The organism is Rhodococcus sp. DK176 (genome assembly GCF_038447315.2).
Lineage (GTDB): Bacteria > Actinomycetota > Actinomycetes > Mycobacteriales > Mycobacteriaceae > Rhodococcus_F > Rhodococcus_F jostii_A.
The window spans coordinates 3314138-3331099 of record NZ_CP118321.2 but is presented as its reverse complement, the minus strand read 5'-3'; the positions used below and the strand labels follow the sequence as shown (position 1 = coordinate 3331099).

Here is a 16962-nt window from a genome sequence, read left to right as displayed (position 1 = left end):
GTCGGTAGGTACGGTGCCTGGAAGGCGAGCCCTCCGTGGCTTTCAGAGTTGATGGGCGAAGGCGCGCGGCACGAACATGATTTTTCTGAGCAATTGTGAAGCACCATTACGAGATTGGGTGTGAATCTATGATCGAGCTCGATCGCGACTGGCCGCGACTTCGCGTAGTGGCCTCGACCGCCCCGCCGCACTGCGCGACGACGCCGAGGCGCTGCGGGAGGGGTGGCCGACGGCGCGACTTCTGCGAGTCGACGGGCTCGGGCAGGTTCGTCTCACGGAGAAGCATGTGCTGCTGGAACCGTACTCCGACCGCTACTTCGAGCCTCCCGAGCATGCGGTGCTGCTCGGTGTCTTCGACGGGGACGACGAATGGGCAGTGCGGGGCGACGAAGGTTTCGATGATCGCTTACTTCCAGGCCGGTGCTATGGCTCGCTTTGATCGAGTTGGACAAGGCGTTCGCGCTGTGGGGTGGACCGCCGCTGGTATTGCGGATGGACAACGGACCGGAGTTCGTAACCACTGTGCTGCAATCGGTATGCCGTCCTCGGAACGCCCCCGAATGACGGAATTCACGGGTGTTGCGGCCCCGCTACTCCGGCAATACCCCGGAGCCGCGTAGAGACGCAACCTCGTTCTCGGAAAATCCGAGCTCGGCGAGAACAGCGTCGGTGTCGGCGCCGCGGTGGCGAGGGCCGAATCGCACCGAACCGGGGGACTCGGACAGCTTTACTGGTACGCCGACACCTCGGTACCCGTCGCATTCGATCACCATCTTTCGGTGCCGCACCTGCGGAAGGTTGAGTGCCTCCCCGACGTTGTTCACGGCCCCCGAGGGAACACCGGCCAGTCGAAGTGCGGCGGCCAGGGCCTCGCGCTGCCAACCGCCGATGAGTCCGCCGAGGACCTTGCGCAGCTGTACTGCGTTCGCCATACGATCGGTATTCGTCGTGAACCGTGGGTCCTCGGCGAGCCCGGGAGCGTCCAACGCGTTGGCGAGCGACCGGAACTGCCGGTCGTTGCCGGCACCAATGAAGAACGGTCCGTCACTGCAGATGAACGTCTCGTAAGGACAGATGGTGGGATGGGCGACGCCGGTGCGTTCCGGCGCGACGCCGGTAGCAAACCATTTGCCGGCGTGTGGGTGCAGGATCGACACCGCGCTGTCGAGCAGCGCGAGGTCGACAAGCTGCCCGCGCCCGGTCTCGCGCCGCACGTGCAGCGCCATGAGGATGCCGTTCATCGCATTGAGGCCGGTGATGATATCCACCAGCGGGATCCCGATCCGCATCGCCTCGCCGTCAGCTTCGCCGTTGATACTCATCAGCCCGGACAGTGCCTGAAGCACTGCGTCGTACCCGGGCGCGCCACCAAGCGGCCCGTCGGTACCGTACCCGGTGATCCGGCAGTGTACGAGGCGCGGGAACTCCGCGGCGAGTACTTCGTCGCCCAGGCCCCACTTCTCGAGCGTCCCGGCCTTGAAATTCTCGATCACGACGTCGGCCTCGGCGAGCATTCGGCGCAGGAGTTGCTGTCCTTCCTCGATTCGTAGGTCGACGCTGATGTTGCGCTTGTTGCGGTTGAGCCCGTCGAAGTACGTGCTGTGGTCTTCTCTGACGAACGGCGGGCCCCAACCGCGGGTTTCGTCGCCGGCTGGTGGCTCTACTTTCGTTACGTCCGCACCGTGGTCAGCGAGCATCTGCCCGCACAGTGGTCCGGCGAGCACCCGCGACAGGTCGACGACGCGAATGTCTGTGAGCGCGCCAGTCCGCGGAGGCAGCGCGGCTGAATTGGAAGAGGCGTCCCAGGCGTCGGCCGAAAGGGCGTTGACTGTCGAGTTGGTCATGGCTGCTCATTCTGGTGGGTATTGAAGGGTCGGGCCGGCCGAGGGGGAAGGTGAATCATGAAGCCTCTAGGCATCCAATTGAACAGGGAGTGGGGTCGGAAGGCTCCGAGGCGACTAGACATAGATGGACCTGTATTCGAGATAGTAATCCAGCGCCTCAGGGCCGAATTCTCGCCCAATTCCGCTGTGCTTCACGCCACCGAAGGGGGAGCCCATGTCCATCGAAAAATAATTGATCCCCATTGTGCCAGACCTGATACGTGACGCGATATCTAGGCCATGCTCGTGATCCTCAGTAAAGACGACCCCGCCCAAACCGAAGACGGTGTCATTTGCGATACGAACGGCCTCATCCTCGGACTCGTACGGGATAACGGAGATGACAGGACCGAATATCTCCTCCTGTGCCAGTCGACTGTTATTGTCCACGCCTCCAAAAATAGTAGGCGAAACAAACCACCCTCGCGTTAGGCCTTCAGGCGGCTCGGCGCCGCCACGGACAAGCTGGAATCCCTCAGACTCCCCGAGCCGGATATAGTTTCTAACTCGCTCTCGGTGTCGATCGCTCACCATCGGGCCCAAAGTGACCGCGTCGTCAAGCGGGTCCCCCATCGCCAGATCATCCACATAGGCAGCCAGGACATCTAGAACTTCCTCGGAACGACCATGGGGAACCAAGATACGGGAGTTTGTGGTGCACGTCTGCCCCCCGTTCTTGAACACAGCGTCGTCCAGGCTCCTAGCGAAGACATCCAGATCCGCATCAGGGAGCACAACGGCCGCCGACTTGCCACCGAGCTCGAGCGATACCCTCTTGAGGGACCGGCCTGCCGCCTCGCCTATCGCCTGCCCTGCAGCCGTTGACCCGGTAAATGCAATCTTGTCCACACCCGGATGGGCCACAAGGGCCTCGCCCGCGCGAACGCCACCAGCAACAATGTTGAGGACTCCAGGCGGCAGACCTGCATCTTCCGCTGCTTCCCCGAGCACGTAGGCGTCAAGCGCAGTTTCGGGGGCTGGTTTCAAAACGATAGTGCACCCAGCGGCGAGAGCAGGAGCGATCTTGGCCATAGCCAGCAACTGAGGATAGTTCCACGCAACGATTGCACCAACAACACCGACTGGCTCTTGCCGCACAATGGTGTGCCCCTTCTTGCTGGGGCGGCGAGTCTCAAAAGTCCGTGCCTCGGCGAGCTCAGCCATTGAACGCAGTACCGCTACCGGGGCCGCAGCGTTACTGATAATCGATAAAGGCCTAATCATGCCATTCTGCTGACTGACCAAGCGCGCGATGGATTCTCCTCGGCGCTCGAGGCTATCGGCGAACCGCCGCATAGTCTCGGCCCGTTCGTGCGGGGTGGAACGCCCCCAGGGGCCGTTGTCGAGTGCCGCCCGCGCGGCCAAAACAGCTTCGTCAATCTCCGAAGGACCACCCATTGCGGCAACGCCCAGCGGCCGCTCGGTTGCTGCTTCTGCAATAGTAAATAATTCTGGGTCGACAGCCTCTCGCCACTGACCGTTAATATAAAACTGTCTGCGGTCGGCGCCACCGGATGGGGGCATAATGTAACCTCTCTAAAGTGGTCATATACCTTGTCTTCCAAGGTTGCTTACGAAAGACGATTACGGTCAATACGCTGCCGCAGCCAAACGAAGGGCAAAGCGCTGGAGCGTCTACAGTTGAAGCGCATGACTAGATGACTGCTCGGCACCGTACCGATCGGTCCGTCTCGGGCCCGATCGAACTCTGTACGGACGGAGTACCGATCGGGCCGTCTCGGGCCGTCTCGGGCCCGATCGAACTCCGCACGGACGGCCCACCTCTAGGGAGATTCAGGTAGGGAGATTCAGGCCGGCCTACTGTGCGACGCCACGTCGATTCACCTGCGCGGTGCGGACGGTGCCTTGTGACTTACCTTCACCGAACTGCTCGAGAGTGGTCGCATTGCAAAACATGTACAGCACATCCAGGTCCGATCCGCCGAACGTGCACGCAACAGCCCAGGCGTCAGGCACGAGAACGGAATCGGTGATCTCGCCGCCCTCCTCAACGCGATAGAAGCCGCTCTCCGGACCGTTGGTCAGGCCATTGCCGAACCAGACGCCACCTTCGGTGTCCAGTGCAATCCCGTCAGGGTGCATGCTCTCGTCGAGTTGTGCCCACACTCGGAAATTAGTCAAGGAACCATCGGCGTTTACGTCAAAAGCATCAATCCGGTGACCGAAAGTCTCCGCGAGGAGCAAAGTTCGACCGTCCGCACTAAGAGCTGCTCCGTTCGGGAATGTCGCATCGCCTTCAACTCTGCTTACGTTGCCCTCGGGTGTTACGTGGGCCAAAGTTGTTGCCTTCGGATCCTCAGCCCCGAGGTCAAAGCCAAAGTTACCAATGTAGGCATGTCCGGACGGCGATACCAGCATGTCGTTGGCCATTCCGCGGGCGATATGCGCGATATCGGCGTACTCGCTGACGGATCCGTCGGACGCGATGCGCACAACCTTCTTCTTCGTCGGATCCAAGAGGACCACTAAGACCGATCCATCCTGTAGGAAACCGAGCCCAGACGGTGACTCTTCGAGCGTCGCGAATGCAGTGTGGCTGCCGTCCTCTTCGAAATGAAGGACGTGCTTGCCAAAAAAGTCGCTGGCCCATAGTCGACCATCGTGCCAGCGTGGTGCTTCGAGGTAGCCATGCCCACTGGATATTGTCTGCAGTGAATGGTTCTTCATTGCCTGCCCTTTCGGTGGTAGATATGGCGATTGCAGCTTCGAGTTAACGCATCCTAGGTGCTAGTCACGCCTCAAATTGCACTACGGTGTATTTCGCCGCGAACTTGGAGAGCAGCTCCTTTGCACGAATATGAGCAGGATGCACGTCGTACTCGGCATAGCCTGTTGGATCATGAAACGCAGCGGAAATCCCGTAGTCGCTGCTCACGTCGCGCGAACTGATGTCTCTTCCATGAGCGTAGGCATGTAGCAGTTCTGTACATTCGGCGGACAGCTGATCAAGCGCAATTGCGAAAGCCGATATATTCGAGTCATCGATCGACCGGGTCCATGATATAGCGACCAAGTGATGAAAAGTCATGACACGGTCAGCCCATCGGTATATCCGGACTCCTTTTCCTTCTGCCAGAACTGCAAGTATGTCGGCACGCCGTTTAGATACTGCAGCATCTGCATTTTCTTGCCCGGAATGTTGCCCCCGTTATACCAAGACTTCGCCCGATTGAATAGCGCCGTGTCGTCGGTCTCGTTGATGTGCGCGGTCCAAGCTTTGTCCGCTTCAACTGTCGATTCGAAACGGGTGAGTCCGTTTGACCGAAGAAATTCGAAGAAGTCGACCATGACCTCGCCCTGAAGCTCGGCGTTCGTGGACCCGTTCGCAAATGCAGCAGGACTCTGGGGGCCGTAGACGAAAATGGCGTTCGGGAACCCGGCTGTGACTGCTCCGAGGTACGCGTCTACGCCCTGGCTCCATTTGTCACGTAAAGTGACGCCATTCGCGTTCTGAACGTCGATCGAGGTTAGTGCGCCGGTGTTGTTGTTGAAGCCTGTGGCGAGAACGATAATGTCAAACTCGCCGTGCTCGACTCCGTCGGCTGTGCGAATTCCCGTTTCGGTGAATCCGACGATCGGGGTCTCTTTGGTGGAGACAAGAGAGACGTTCGTCTGATTCATCACCTCATAATAGTTTTGATGGAGGGCCGGCCGCTTGGCTCCGAAGGGATGAGGGGCGATTTCTGGGACCAACAGCTCTGCTTTGACTGGGTCTTTGATCTGGGGCTTGATCTTGTTCTTCCAGAACTCGTATGTCAGCGCATTTGTTTTGTCATTGAATAGATAGTCCGAGAAATTTCCCAGCCAGAATGCGAATCCGCCCTGATTCCAGAGGCGCTCAAAAACAGCATTGCGCTCGTCCTCTGGGGTTTCGAAACCGCTCCGGGGGTCAAAGTCGTAGTCGATCGCTGCGTGGGTTTCGCGACATTTCGCGGCAACATCGGGCATTTTGTTCTTGAGGGCGGCTTGTTCCTCATCGTCCAAGTACTTCTGTTGCATAGGCAACGAAATATTCGGAGTGCGCTGGAAAACCGTGAGGTTTTCGACTACTGGGCCTGCTTCCTGCACTACCTGAACAGCGCTTGCGCCAGTTCCGATAATCGCGACGCGCTTTCCCGTCATGTCCAGATCGGAACGCCATCGGGCGGTATGAACCAGTTCTCCTTGGTACGCATCCATATCTGGGATGGATGGTGTGTAGGGTTCCGTGGTCGACCCTGTCGCGAACACCACGAACCTTGCCCGGAAAGTGGCTCCGTCCTGTGTTTCGAGGCTCCACATCCGCTGCTCTTCGTCGAACGTCGCGCCCACGACCTTAGTGTTGAATCGACTGTCCTTGCTCAGGTCCAGTTTGGAATCAACATAATTGAAATAGCTACGCATTTCCTCATGATCGGGGTACATCTGCGAGAAGTCCCAATCCTTCCAGAGGTATTCGTCAGTGAACTGATATACCGGTGCGTGGCTGTCCACCCTTGCTCCCGGATAGCGATTGAGGCTCCATGCCCCGCCGAAACCGCCACTGGCTTCAAGGAGGATCACAGAGAATCCCCGGTCCCGAAGATGGCGTAGCTGATAGATGCCACCGAAACCGCCACCGACAACGATGACGTCATAGGTAGGCGTTTCCGCAGACTGTGCCAGGTCGTTCTTTGGAGCGTGGATTGCGGTCATCGATTTGGACCTTTCGAACACTGAGATGGGGCAGGGTTGCCGCTCGCTGTAGCCCTTTGATCAGAGGTGATTAGAGGGCCGAACGAGCTGGAGGGGTGCGAGACCTGGAACCTGTGTGACTGCGACCAAGTCTCGCTTGGGATGTGGTGTACACCATAGGCTTCAGGCTTCAAGTCCGCAACTACAGAGAATAATTCATAACTACGTAAAACACGGACGCTTCAGTAGTGTTCTGCTGCGTTGGCCGCGCGGCGCGGGCGGGCGATGGCTGGAGCGGCGAGCACGATGGTCGGGTACGCCTCGATCGACTCGCGGGTGCGGTGGAAGACCGGTCGGGCCTTCAGTTCGGACTTGGCGAGGCGGAAGAACTGCTCGACTTTCCGCAGGGTGTGATAGGCGGCCACGACCGCATTTCCGACCATCACCGTCGGCTCGATGTCGGTGACGTAGCCCTTGTGGCCGGCGGACTGGCGGGCCCGCTCGATTGATGCCTCATCCAGGATGACGCTCTGTCCGGTGACCTTGACGGATCGTTACCTTCGTAGTGGTTCTGCCAGGTCGCCTACGCGCTGGGTGCGGTCGATCTGCGCGTTAGTGGTGCGCCGGTCGCGTTGGGCGCGCTGCCACTTCAAAGTGCCACACCACCCTGCGGTCGCGCCGGTCAGGGCCCTGGCCCATCGAGCGGGTCAGCTCCGCGGTGTCACCTTCGGCGATAGTGTCACCGCGGCGGCCGAAGTGATCCTCGAGTTCCCTGGGGGCCTTGGAGGTTCGGGAGGCGACGATGAACGACAGCCCCGCAGGTTGGCGTTGATCGTGTTCCGGGGGGGTGCCTGGACGCTGATGTCTTCGAGCGCCCGGTCGTGTCGAGTTTGCTGTTCGGCTCGATCAGTCGGGCGCACACTAGCGACTTTGAATGTCTCATCGCCGATCTCATCGAACCCCAGCGCCTAGTACGTCCCGGCCAGGTCGGCCCACAGGACCTCGCTGGAGTGCGAGCGCACCACCGCATTCCCTCCCGCGCAGACCTGCGGCTCCGGCTCCAGCTCCAGCTCGAGACGCGTCTGATCAGCGTCGATCCTGCCCCTGGTCACCGCCATCAACGTCGTGAGATCGCCCTCGGTATGAGCGAACCCGATGTGCTCCACTAACGGGAACGACCCCAGTGGCACGAAGCTCTCCTGGTGCGGGAGTCTCAGCACCAGCCGTTGGAGTCACTGCTCTCGAGCTGTCGGCCGCTCCGTGGGCGCTCGCGCATCACACCGAGGTCCACCGTGAGGCGCTGACGGCGTTCGCGGGCAAACGCGCCGGCAAGTATCAGGGGCGTTGACACGAGAGATCGCGTTCGTCCTACATCTTGTGAGAACGTTCGTGCACTAGGCATTCGCACGGAGTCGCGCGCCTAGCGGTCAGCGAAAGCCCCACTCCTCGGCGTGCCGGAGACAGATCTTAGCGAGCTCGTCGCGCCGCTCTATGATCGTCTCGCGAACGCCGACCACACCGAGTGTGGCGATGGTTCGGCCGCGTTCCCGGAGAGCCACCGACACGCCGTCACCGTGTTCGACAGCCACGCCCGGGGCTGCACACACGCCGGTGGCCCGTAGTGCCTCGAGGGCATAGAGGAACTGCTCGATGTAGTCGGCGTCGGCCACCGGGCGGGAGTTGAGGTAGGCCCAGATGTCGCGCTGCTCGCGGTCGGCCAGTAGCAGCCACCCCGCGGACGTGCGCAGCAGGGAGCGCCGCAGGCGGTTCTCCGCCAGGTACGCGTACTCCGGTTCAGAGGAGACGTGGTCAACGTAGAACAGGTCGTCGCCCACCGAGGTGGACAGCGCGATGGTCAGTCCGGCCTCGGCGTGCACTTGCTGGAGCTGTTCGTGACTTATCGACGTGACCGGGGGGCGTCCCGCGATGACGTTGAGCAGGTAGGGCGCTGTACCGAGGGTGTAGACACGGTCGCGTTCGTCGAGGTAGCCGACGGCGACGAGACCGTTGAGCAGCCCATGCACCGAACTCACTGGGGCGTTGAGAGCCTTTGCCACGGCCGTGAGGGTGAGACCGGCACCGGAGCGGGCGACGAGTTCGAGGATTGCCGCGACCCGGTCGATCATGCGATGGCGGGGACGCTCGGGAATCTGCTCGAAAGGTACGGCTCCGGCGGCCGGAGAAGTTTCCGTCATTGCGAAAGCGTAGCAATGCATTCGCGCTCAACAGATAGCGTATATACGTAGTCTGCTTCGCTATTGTGTATCTCTGGCGTTTCTGGGACACTTTCCAAGTGATGCGGGGCATCCTCCGCGGCAGGGCGACCCGCGGTCTGGACTGACCCTTGATTTGACTGTGCGCACTCCCCGAACAGCGGCACAGTCGACCCCGATCGCCCGGGCGCCGCCCGGGCAGGACTCATCAGGAGGCCCCATGAGTTCGACTCTCGCGCCACCGACCACGGTGGCGACCGATGAGATGAACGCCCTGCGTGCCGAGGTACGCGCGTTTCTCGCCGAGGAGGTCGACGCCGGGCGGTTCATACCCTGGATCGACACCTGGCTCACCCGCTGGGACGAGGACTTCACCCGACGCCTCGCCGAACGCGGCTGGGTCGGGATGACGATCCCCACGGAGTTCGGTGGCCGCGGCCGAACCCACCTCGAGCGCTTCGTCGTCACCGAGGAACTGCTCTCCGTGGGCGCCCCCGTCGCCGCGCAGTGGGTCGCCGACCGACAGATCGCCCCGTCCCTGCTTCGCTACGGTACCGAGGAGCAGAAGCACGATTACCTGCCCCGCATCGCCGCCGGCGAGTGCTGCTTCGGCATCGGCATGTCCGAACCGGACTCCGGCTCCGACCTGGCCAGTGTCCGCACCAAGGGCGTTCAGGTCGACGGCGGCTGGCGGATCACCGGGACCAAGGTGTGGACCTCCGGGGCCCAGCACGCGGAGGCCTTCATCGCGCTGTGCCGCACCGAACCGCTCGACACCTCGCACCGTCACGCGGGTCTGAGTCAGTTCATCGTCGACCTGCGCAGCGAGGGCGTCACCATCCGGCCGATCGTCTCCCTCTCGGGGGACCACCACTTCAACGAGGTCGTCCTCGAGGACGTTTTCGTGGCGGACTCAATGGTCTTCGGCACCCTCGGTAACGGTTGGGAACAGGTCAACTCCGAGCTCGCCTTCGAGCGCAGCGGCCCTGAACGGTTCCTCTCCTCGTTCCGCCTGTTCGCCGCGGAGATCGGTGCAATCTCCACCGGAGCCCTGCCCGAGCGCAGCGACCTCGGCCGGACCGTGGCCCGGATGGCCGGACTGCACAACCTCAGCCAGAACATCGCCGGCGCGCTGCAGCGCGGTGAACCCGCCGACACTCCGGCAGCCCTCGTCAAGCTGCTCGGCACCGCCACCGAGGGTGACATCGTCGACACCGTCTCCACCCGGCTCGGCGACGAGCTGGCACCCGGTTTCGCCGGCACGAACGGCACCGCCGCGGTCGCCGAGATCCACGGCCTGCTGCGCGCGGGCCTCCACCAGCGCCCGGGCTTCACGCTCCGCGGCGGCACCAACGAAATTCTGCGCGGCGTCATCGCGCGGGGACTGGGGATGCGCTGATGACCACCGCCACGACCGTCGACCTCTCCGTCGACGAGGACCTGCAGGCGATGCTCTCCGACGTCGTCTCCGGTTTCTCCGGCCCCGACGTCCGGCCCGACGCCGACGCCGTGTGGTCGACTCTGCGGGAGGTCGGCGTCGCCCGGCTCACCGCGCCCGAGGACGCCGGGGGCAGCGGAGCCGGCTGGGCCGAAGCCGCCGCGCTCCTGCGCACCGCGGCTGCCGCCGGTGTGGCCGTCCCGTACGCCGAGACCGACCTGCTGGCCGGGCCGCTCCGGCGCGCCGCCGGGATCGACGACTCGTCCGACTCCACCGCCACCGTCGCGCTGCTCGATTCCTCGGGGACCGCGCACGGTGTCCCGTGGGCCGGTGCCACCGCCACCGTCGTGTGCGTGCGCCCCGCCGGCGATACCCACGAGCTCGCGGACGTGCCAACCGACCGGTTGACGATCACGACCATTGAGGGCATCTCGGCAGTGCCGACCGGCTCTGTCACCGTCGGTGAGGGCATCTCCTGGTCACCCGTACCCACCGCGGCCGTCGAGGCGTACGTCCTGCGTGGTGCGCTCGCCCGTGCACTGCAGTGCGTCGGCGCGATGGACGGCATGCTCGCCTCGGCGATTGAGCACACCACCGCCCGCAGCCAGTTCGGTCGCGCCCTGGCGAAGTTCCAGTCCGTGCAGAACCTCGTCGTCGACATCGCCGCCGAGTCCGTGCTGGCCCGCGCTGCCGTGGACACCGCGCTCGCCGACGCCCTCACCGACGACCTCGACGGCGAGCTGTCCCAGTTCCGCGTTGCGGTCGCGCGCAGCGTCGTTTCGCAGGCCCTGGCCGTGGCGGTGCGCAACGTCCACCAGGTGCACGGCGCGATCGGGACCACCCACGAGCACACCCTGCACCGGGTCACCCTTCCCGCCCTGCAGTGGCGCGGCGAGTTCGGGTCACCGGCGTTCTGGGAGGGGTTCCTCTCCCGCGCGGCCATGGTCGGCGGCATGGACGGTGCGTGGCCGCTGGTCGCCGAGGGCGCCCGCGTCGAGGACGCCGCGAGCCGGTACCTCGACGCCGTGATCGCAAGGTCCGTGTCATGAAAACGGAACCGCCACGGTCACCGACCTGACCGAGACGATCAGTACCCGAGCCCACGCATACCGCGATCTCCGGAAGCCGTGACGCTCGGCGGTTCGGATCGTCACCGGCGTAGCCCGGCCGTGGTGGTCGGCGGCCGCCCGGGGTACTGGGGACATGTCGTGCCGGTTCTGTGAGCCCGAGGGGGGTCATAGTGGAACGTGATGTGAACACGACGAAAGGAAGATCGTGGACCATAGCGCGCTGTTGACCGACGCCTTCGATCGCATTCAGGAGACCGTGCATTCCACGCTGGCCGATCTCCCCGCCGACGCCCTCACGTTTCGGGTGGACGCGAAGGCGAACACCATCGCCTGGCTGATCTGGCATCTGACGCGAGTGCAGGACGACCACGTCGCCGGTGTCGCGGGCACCGCGCAGGTGTGGACGTCCGGTGGGTGGGTGGAGCGCCTCGACCTCCCGTTCCCGGTTGCCGACATCGGTTACGGGCACTCCCCGGACGAGGTGGCGAAGGTGCGGACCGGCGCCGACCTCCTGCGGGGGTATCACGATGCCGTGCACGACCGCACCGTCGATTACGTCCAGTCGATCGGCCCGGACGACCTCGACCGAATTGTCGACGAGAATTGGGATCCGCCAGTCACTCTCGGTGTCCGGTTGATCAGCGTCATCTCCGACGATCTGCAGCATGCCGGGCAGGCGGCGTACGTCCGCGGCATCTACCAGCGCCGCTGAGCCCGCGACGTCGTCTCGTTGGCGGCGAGCCACGCCTCGACTCGCCGCCGGGAGCGGCGGCCGACGCGGTCCCGGACGGCCGGACTCACTCTGGCTGCACCGTGCAGGGTCCCGTTCCCCGCCAGCGCCAGCGGAACGTACCAGGCAGGCACGACCGGCAATCCGAGTTCCTGCATGCCACGCTTGCCCGAGAACAACCGCTGGATGCTGAGCAGGCGCTGGCGGTTGAGCCGGCGTCGCAGGGACTCTGCATGCGGGTAGTGGAAGGTGGCCCACGACTTCTGCAGTGAGTCGGCCAGCACCCTGGAGTTGTCGTCGGGACCGGGCGCGAACATCCCGATCTGGCACATGTTGCGGCGTCCGGTGTTCTCGTCGTCGACCAGCCAGTGTTCGTCGATGCCCATCAGCCAGCCGATGTACCGCCACAGGTGCATGACGTCGCGGCCCTCGTCGGCGGAGACCCACACGCCCAGCGACCGGAGTCCGACGAGGAACGTCGTCGAGAAGAGGGCGAGCGTCCCGGCCTGATCCGACTGGTTGATCGGCATGCCCCAGTCGGACACGTCCCAACTCTCGTCCTGCAGCAGGGTCAGGTTCACGAACGAGTGCATCAACCGGACGTGCACGGACAACTGCCAGCCCCGGCGGTCGCGGTCCATGCCGCCGGGCAGGACGCACTCGTACCACCACCGCACGGTCTCGGCGACCCGCTGACCGGCGCCGTCCCCGACGAGCCTGCCGGTGGCCACGAGCTGGCGGGAGGTGGCCGCGCTGCGGTAGCCGTTCATCAGCGAACCGGTCGCGAGCAGGTCGAGTCCGGTCATGCCACTGCGGAGGCAGACGGCGGCCCCGTGCTCGAGGCGGCGGTCGTCGACCCACGACGGCCGACTGTCCACTGCATCGAAGAACGCGACCAGCGGCGGCGCGGCGTCGGGCACGCTGCCGATGCCGTCGGAGAGTGCCCGGGAGAACTGGGCCATCGTCACGGTCTTGTCGACGAGGACGGCCCGCGCCAGTGCGGCACCGATCTCGTCCTGACCGACCACCGCCCGGGCGTGGAGTTCCCGCTCCGCGGCGGTGGGCGTCGGGTCGCCGTGCACGAACCGCGACAGCGTCCGCATCGAGCGCCGACCCCACTCCGAGTCCATGTCGAACCGCCGCGGCGGCGTGAAGTCGGAGAAGCCGGCCGCCGACTCCCGGGACTGGGTTTCTGTCATTGCGGTGCACTCGATTCGGTAGTCGAGAAGGGGGCGTCTTTGTGCCTCGGCCCCCGCTCGAGGGGCTGTGAGTTACAGTTCACCCCACCGAATCGGACGGGTACAAGTCGCATTGTGCGGCAGATCGGGAGGATTCAGCGAATGGGCACTGGCCAGCGGAAAGACCCCTCCCAGCAGCGGTCGCAGGCGACGGTCGCGCGCATCTTGTCGGCAACTGGTCAGGTTTTGCGGGCCAAGGGGTACACCGGCTGCAGCACGAACGCCATCGCCGAGGCCGCCGGGATCTCGAAGGGGTCGGTGTACCAGTACTTCGCGAACAAGGACGAGATCATCGAGGTCCTGATCGACAAGATCATGGAGGAAACCACCGCCACGTTCGGGACGCAGCTCGAGCAGGCCGTCGCGAAGGGCACGTTCCTGAAGGACGCGGCGCTGCAGTCCCAGCTCCTCGCCGTCCTGGACAGGTATCGCGACATCCTCGGTTCGCTGCTCAACGACGCCCCGCACCTGGCTCTCACCGCGCACCGTTCGGTCCGCATCGAGGAACGATGCCGCGACCTGTTGCGTACGTATGTGACGTTGAATCCGTCGGCGATCGGTCCGGGTGTCGATCTCGACGCGCTGCTCCTGGTGCTCACCGTCAGCTACCGCGAGGTGAGCCTCGAATACCTCCGCCGCGACCTCCGCGACCGGCGAAACGAGCTGGCCACCGTCCTCTACGACATGACGATGGGCGGCCTCGCCGGACGCGTGACACGCGGGGTGTAACGCGGAGGGGGCTTCGAGAGAAATACACAGTGAGCCCATGGCGCTGTCGGACCCCGACCCGGCAGCGTCAGGGGCCTTCTTTATCTGCGCCGGCCGCTCCTACCGCCGCCTGGTCGGCGACCCCGGCACCTCCAGCCACACGACCCTCTCGAGCGCACGCAGATCGCTCTCGATCCGCCGGAACAACTGGTACACGGCGATGAAGGCGAAGATGCCGCCCAGACACAGCGCGCGCACCGTCGCGTTCACGGCGTCGCCGGTGCTTCCGCCGACGAAGCTGAGCCCGGCGACCCCGATCAACGGGACGGCCGCGGCGACGGCGAGGTACCGCGGCATGCTCCGGCCGAGGGCCCGGATGTTGCGTCCGTCGTTTCCGCGCAACTCGCCGTGCGACAGCAGGATCGGGCAGAGGCACCGCACTGCGTAGAACGTGAGGATGAAGAACGGGTAGGCGAGCGCGACCGCCCCGCACACGGCGAGGGACGCGAGGAGTTGCGTGTATGCGCGCAACGGAATCCCGCCTGCGGTGATCTCCAGGGCGACCGGGTAGGCGACGCCGGCGACGACCCACAGCCCGAAGCTGACCACGACCGCGCGATGGCCGAGCCCGAGCGTAGTGGCGCGCGCCTTCTCCAGCACCTCGGAACTGTAGGTTCTGCCGTTGCGGAGACCGCGCGGCACCGTGAGCGCGAGTCGACACCAGTAGACGATGAGCACTGCGCCCAGCGGGAACGCGATCCCGCCGATCACCAGATGCACGAATTCGAGATCCTCCTGCGCCTCGACGGGCAGCGTCGCGATGATCAGCACCTTGTTGTAGTAGTAGTTGTATCCGGCTGCCAGCAGGTTCGGGATGCCGACGGCGGCGATCACGATGGGAAGCGCCCACCGCCACATCGTGGACCGCACGCTTCCCGGCGCGGGGTCGACGAGATCGCGGGCGTGCGGGTCGAGGCACAGCGCGAACTGCCGTGTCAGCTTCCGGCCACTCGACCACCGATTGTCCCGGTCGGGTGCGAGCGACTTCACCAGGATGCGCCGCAGCGCGGCGGGACAGTCTTCGGGGAGCGCGGATCGTTCCGGGTCCACTCCTCGGCGTCGCGACTCGAGAAGGACGCGAGGCGACGGCGGTGACGTGGTCCCGTCGTCGTCCGGGAACGGCCGCGCCCCGGTCAGCAGTTCCCACAGCATCACGCCCAACGCGAAGATGTCGCTGCGGGTGTCGAGGTCGGCGGCGGTCCGGTGGATGCTCGGGTCGATCACCTCGAGTTGTTCGGGTGACATGTAGGCGACGGAGCCGCCGATGAATCCTCCGGCGCCGCGATTCTCGACGCTGTCGCTCGAACTGACGTTGAAGTCGGCCAGCTTGGGGATGCCTTCTAGCCCCAGCAACACGTTCGCCGGTTTGATGTCGCGGTGCAGGACGCCGTGCTCCTCGGCGTAGTCGAGCGCGTCGGCCAATCGCAGCCCGATCCACGCGACCGTCTCCGGCCACGACAGCGCGGCGATCTCGTCCCGCACGCTCGAGTACTCGGGCCGGATCTCGCCTCTCTCCGCGAGGACGCGGTCCACCGAATCGAGCAGCAGCTGTCCGGATCGCTGCTCCGGCGGGGTCTTGCGGACCAGCCGCACCACGTCGAGGAGCGTGCCGCCGGGCACGTATTCCATGAACAGCACCCGCAGCCGGCGGTCCTCCAGCACCCGCTGGTCGTAGACGCGGACGATGTACGGGTGGTCGAGCTGCGCGAGTGTCTGCGGTTCGTTGCCGATGTTCCGGGAGATCTTCAGCGCCACCCAACGCTGCATCGAACGCTGCCGGGCGAGGAACACCCGCGCGAACGCGCCGTGACCCAGTTCCATCATCAGGTCGAAGTCGTCGAGGCGTTCACCGACGTCGAGGTCGTCGCCCGGGCCGAGTTCCGCAGTGATGGTGCGCCGGTCCATGCGGCGGTCGTGTTCGAGGAGGGTCTCGAACCGGGCCGCCTGCTGCGGGTATTCGGTGACGTACTCGGCGGGATCGACGTCGGCGCCGCTTTGACGGCGGACCCGGTACTCCAGGTAGACGAGTTCCGGTGGCAGAGGTTCGGCGAGCAGCTCCGGGAATTCGAGGCAGTAGTCGGCGATGCGCTTCGGGTGGCCCGACCGCAGCCACCGGTATTCGAGGTCCACCTTGATCAGCTCGATCAACGCGGCCCGCCTGATCGCGGTCGTGTCGGGGAGATACTCGGTGAGCTCGGCCGGCGAACCGGACGACTCCCAATCCGCGACGAGGCGCTCGACACCGCTCTCCACGACGAACACCGATTCGGCGCCCGACGTCGTCGACGGCGGCAGCTGGGTGTCCTGACCCAGTTCGGTGGGCGGCCCAGACGCGACCGTCGAATCACTCGGCGGGCGATCGTTCATGGCGGTCCGATTCCGGGCGGTGCGGATTCCGGGAGGTGCATGGGGGCGTGTACTTGCCAGGGTATTCCTGACGGTGCGTGAAGGGTACGGAACAGCAGGCCGTCACGCGCTCCGCAACGACACTTCCGACGGTTCCGGTGCCGGCGGGTCCGTCACGACCGATGTCAGGGCCGGCCGACTCTGGGCGGGCCGGGTGCCGCAGCGCGAGGAGCACGACGACGAAGAAGGCGGGGGTCGGTTTGATCGCGGCGCCCAGCCCGATCCCCACCCCGCGCAGGATGCTGCGCTCCGGCCGGGAGAAATCCCACAGCACCCACAGCATCAGTACCAGGTTGATCTGGCCGTGGAACAGCGTCGTCCGCACCGGTTCGACGAATGTGCACGTCACCGTCGTCAGCGCCGTGACCAGCAACAGGTACGGGGTGGTCCGGTACCCGAGGATGCGCCGGCAAACCGAGCGCGACGGGACCGCTGTAGAGCGGCAGGCAGTGCAGAACGCGCCAGCCGCCGTCCCGATAGACATGTAGGTCGGCACCGCCGGCGAAGAGCCCGATCTTCGGCGTCCACCGCTGCGACAGGCG

At 64.6% G+C, this 16962-nt stretch carries 16 protein-coding genes; 5 read left to right on the top strand and 11 right to left on the bottom strand.

Annotated elements, in window-relative coordinates:
- Nucleotides 1–286 precede the first annotated feature (286 nt).
- Nucleotides 287–439 (top strand): hypothetical protein, encoded by a 153-nt coding sequence (locus PSR88_RS15720; protein ID WP_009475838.1) that lies wholly within the window; start codon nt 287–289, stop codon nt 437–439.
- Nucleotides 440–590: 151 nt separating this feature from the next.
- On the opposite strand, the gene PSR88_RS15715 is transcribed toward PSR88_RS15720, so the two are convergent.
- The 8 genes from PSR88_RS15715 to PSR88_RS15680 form a co-directional block, all read right to left on the bottom strand.
- On the bottom strand, nt 591–1844 hold the full coding sequence (locus PSR88_RS15715; RefSeq protein WP_009475837.1) for a CaiB/BaiF CoA transferase family protein: 1254 nt from the start codon (nt 1842–1844) through the stop codon (nt 591–593).
- Between the two features lie 114 nt (nt 1845–1958).
- Complete coding sequence (locus PSR88_RS15710) at nt 1959–3407, bottom strand: aldehyde dehydrogenase (RefSeq protein WP_016882113.1); 1449 nt, start codon at nt 3405–3407, stop codon at nt 1959–1961.
- 294 nt (nt 3408–3701) lie between these two features.
- Complete coding sequence (locus tag PSR88_RS15705) at nt 3702–4571, bottom strand: SMP-30/gluconolactonase/LRE family protein (RefSeq protein ID WP_029539022.1); 870 nt, start codon at nt 4569–4571, stop codon at nt 3702–3704.
- Nucleotides 4572–4635: 64 nt separating this feature from the next.
- A complete protein-coding gene (locus PSR88_RS15700) occupies nt 4636–4932 on the bottom strand; it encodes a Dabb family protein (RefSeq protein ID WP_083849750.1) in 297 nt (98 codons plus the stop codon).
- Nucleotides 4929–6578, bottom strand: a complete 1650-nt coding sequence (locus tag PSR88_RS15695; RefSeq protein WP_011595728.1) for a flavin-containing monooxygenase — start codon at nt 6576–6578, stop codon at nt 4929–4931. Before PSR88_RS15695 ends, PSR88_RS15700 begins: the two co-directional genes overlap by 4 nt.
- A gap of 221 nt (nt 6579–6799) precedes the next feature.
- Nucleotides 6800–7003 carry a hypothetical protein gene (locus tag PSR88_RS15690; RefSeq protein ID WP_009475832.1) on the bottom strand — a complete coding sequence of 68 codons (204 nt, stop codon included), beginning with the start codon at nt 7001–7003 and terminating at the stop codon, nt 6800–6802.
- A gap of 522 nt (nt 7004–7525) precedes the next feature.
- Nucleotides 7526–7747: a hypothetical protein gene (locus PSR88_RS15685; RefSeq protein WP_237724049.1), complete on the bottom strand. Its 222-nt coding sequence runs from the start codon at nt 7745–7747 to the stop codon at nt 7526–7528.
- A gap of 237 nt (nt 7748–7984) precedes the next feature.
- Complete coding sequence (locus PSR88_RS15680; protein ID WP_192815071.1) at nt 7985–8752, bottom strand: IclR family transcriptional regulator; 768 nt, start codon at nt 8750–8752, stop codon at nt 7985–7987.
- Nucleotides 8753–8990: 238 nt separating this feature from the next.
- On the opposite strand from PSR88_RS15680, the gene PSR88_RS15675 reads away from it, so the two are divergent.
- The 3 genes from PSR88_RS15675 to PSR88_RS15665 all read left to right on the top strand — a co-directional run bounded on the left by PSR88_RS15675 (nt 8991) and on the right by PSR88_RS15665 (nt 11990).
- Nucleotides 8991–10169 (top strand): acyl-CoA dehydrogenase family protein, encoded by a 1179-nt coding sequence (locus PSR88_RS15675; protein WP_009475827.1) that lies wholly within the window; start codon nt 8991–8993, stop codon nt 10167–10169.
- A complete protein-coding gene (locus PSR88_RS15670) occupies nt 10169–11257 on the top strand; it encodes an acyl-CoA dehydrogenase family protein (protein ID WP_016882117.1) in 1089 nt (362 codons plus the stop codon). Before PSR88_RS15675 ends, PSR88_RS15670 begins: the two co-directional genes overlap by 1 nt.
- A gap of 226 nt (nt 11258–11483) precedes the next feature.
- The gene (locus PSR88_RS15665; RefSeq protein ID WP_016882118.1) at nt 11484–11990 is read left to right on the top strand and encodes a mycothiol transferase; all 507 of its coding nucleotides are present in this window, start codon (nt 11484–11486) and stop codon (nt 11988–11990) included.
- On the opposite strand, the gene PSR88_RS15660 is transcribed toward PSR88_RS15665, so the two are convergent.
- Nucleotides 11975–13207, bottom strand: coding sequence for an oxygenase MpaB family protein (locus PSR88_RS15660; RefSeq protein WP_029539026.1), 1233 nt, complete (start codon nt 13205–13207; stop codon nt 11975–11977). The genes PSR88_RS15665 and PSR88_RS15660 overlap by 16 nt on opposite strands.
- A gap of 141 nt (nt 13208–13348) precedes the next feature.
- Here PSR88_RS15660 and PSR88_RS15655 point away from each other — a divergent pair, with 141 nt between their 5' ends.
- The gene (locus PSR88_RS15655) at nt 13349–13975 is read left to right on the top strand and encodes a TetR/AcrR family transcriptional regulator (RefSeq protein WP_016882119.1); all 627 of its coding nucleotides are present in this window, start codon (nt 13349–13351) and stop codon (nt 13973–13975) included.
- A gap of 99 nt (nt 13976–14074) precedes the next feature.
- Here PSR88_RS15655 and PSR88_RS15650 read toward each other — a convergent pair whose 3' ends face one another.
- Entirely contained in the window at nt 14075–16381 is a 2307-nt protein-coding gene (locus PSR88_RS15650) for a serine/threonine-protein kinase (RefSeq protein ID WP_011595722.1), read from the bottom strand.
- A complete protein-coding gene (locus PSR88_RS15645; RefSeq protein ID WP_011595721.1) occupies nt 16359–16904 on the bottom strand; it encodes a glycosyltransferase family 87 protein in 546 nt (181 codons plus the stop codon). Before PSR88_RS15645 ends, PSR88_RS15650 begins: the two co-directional genes overlap by 23 nt.
- Nucleotides 16905–16962: the final 58 nt, after the last annotated feature.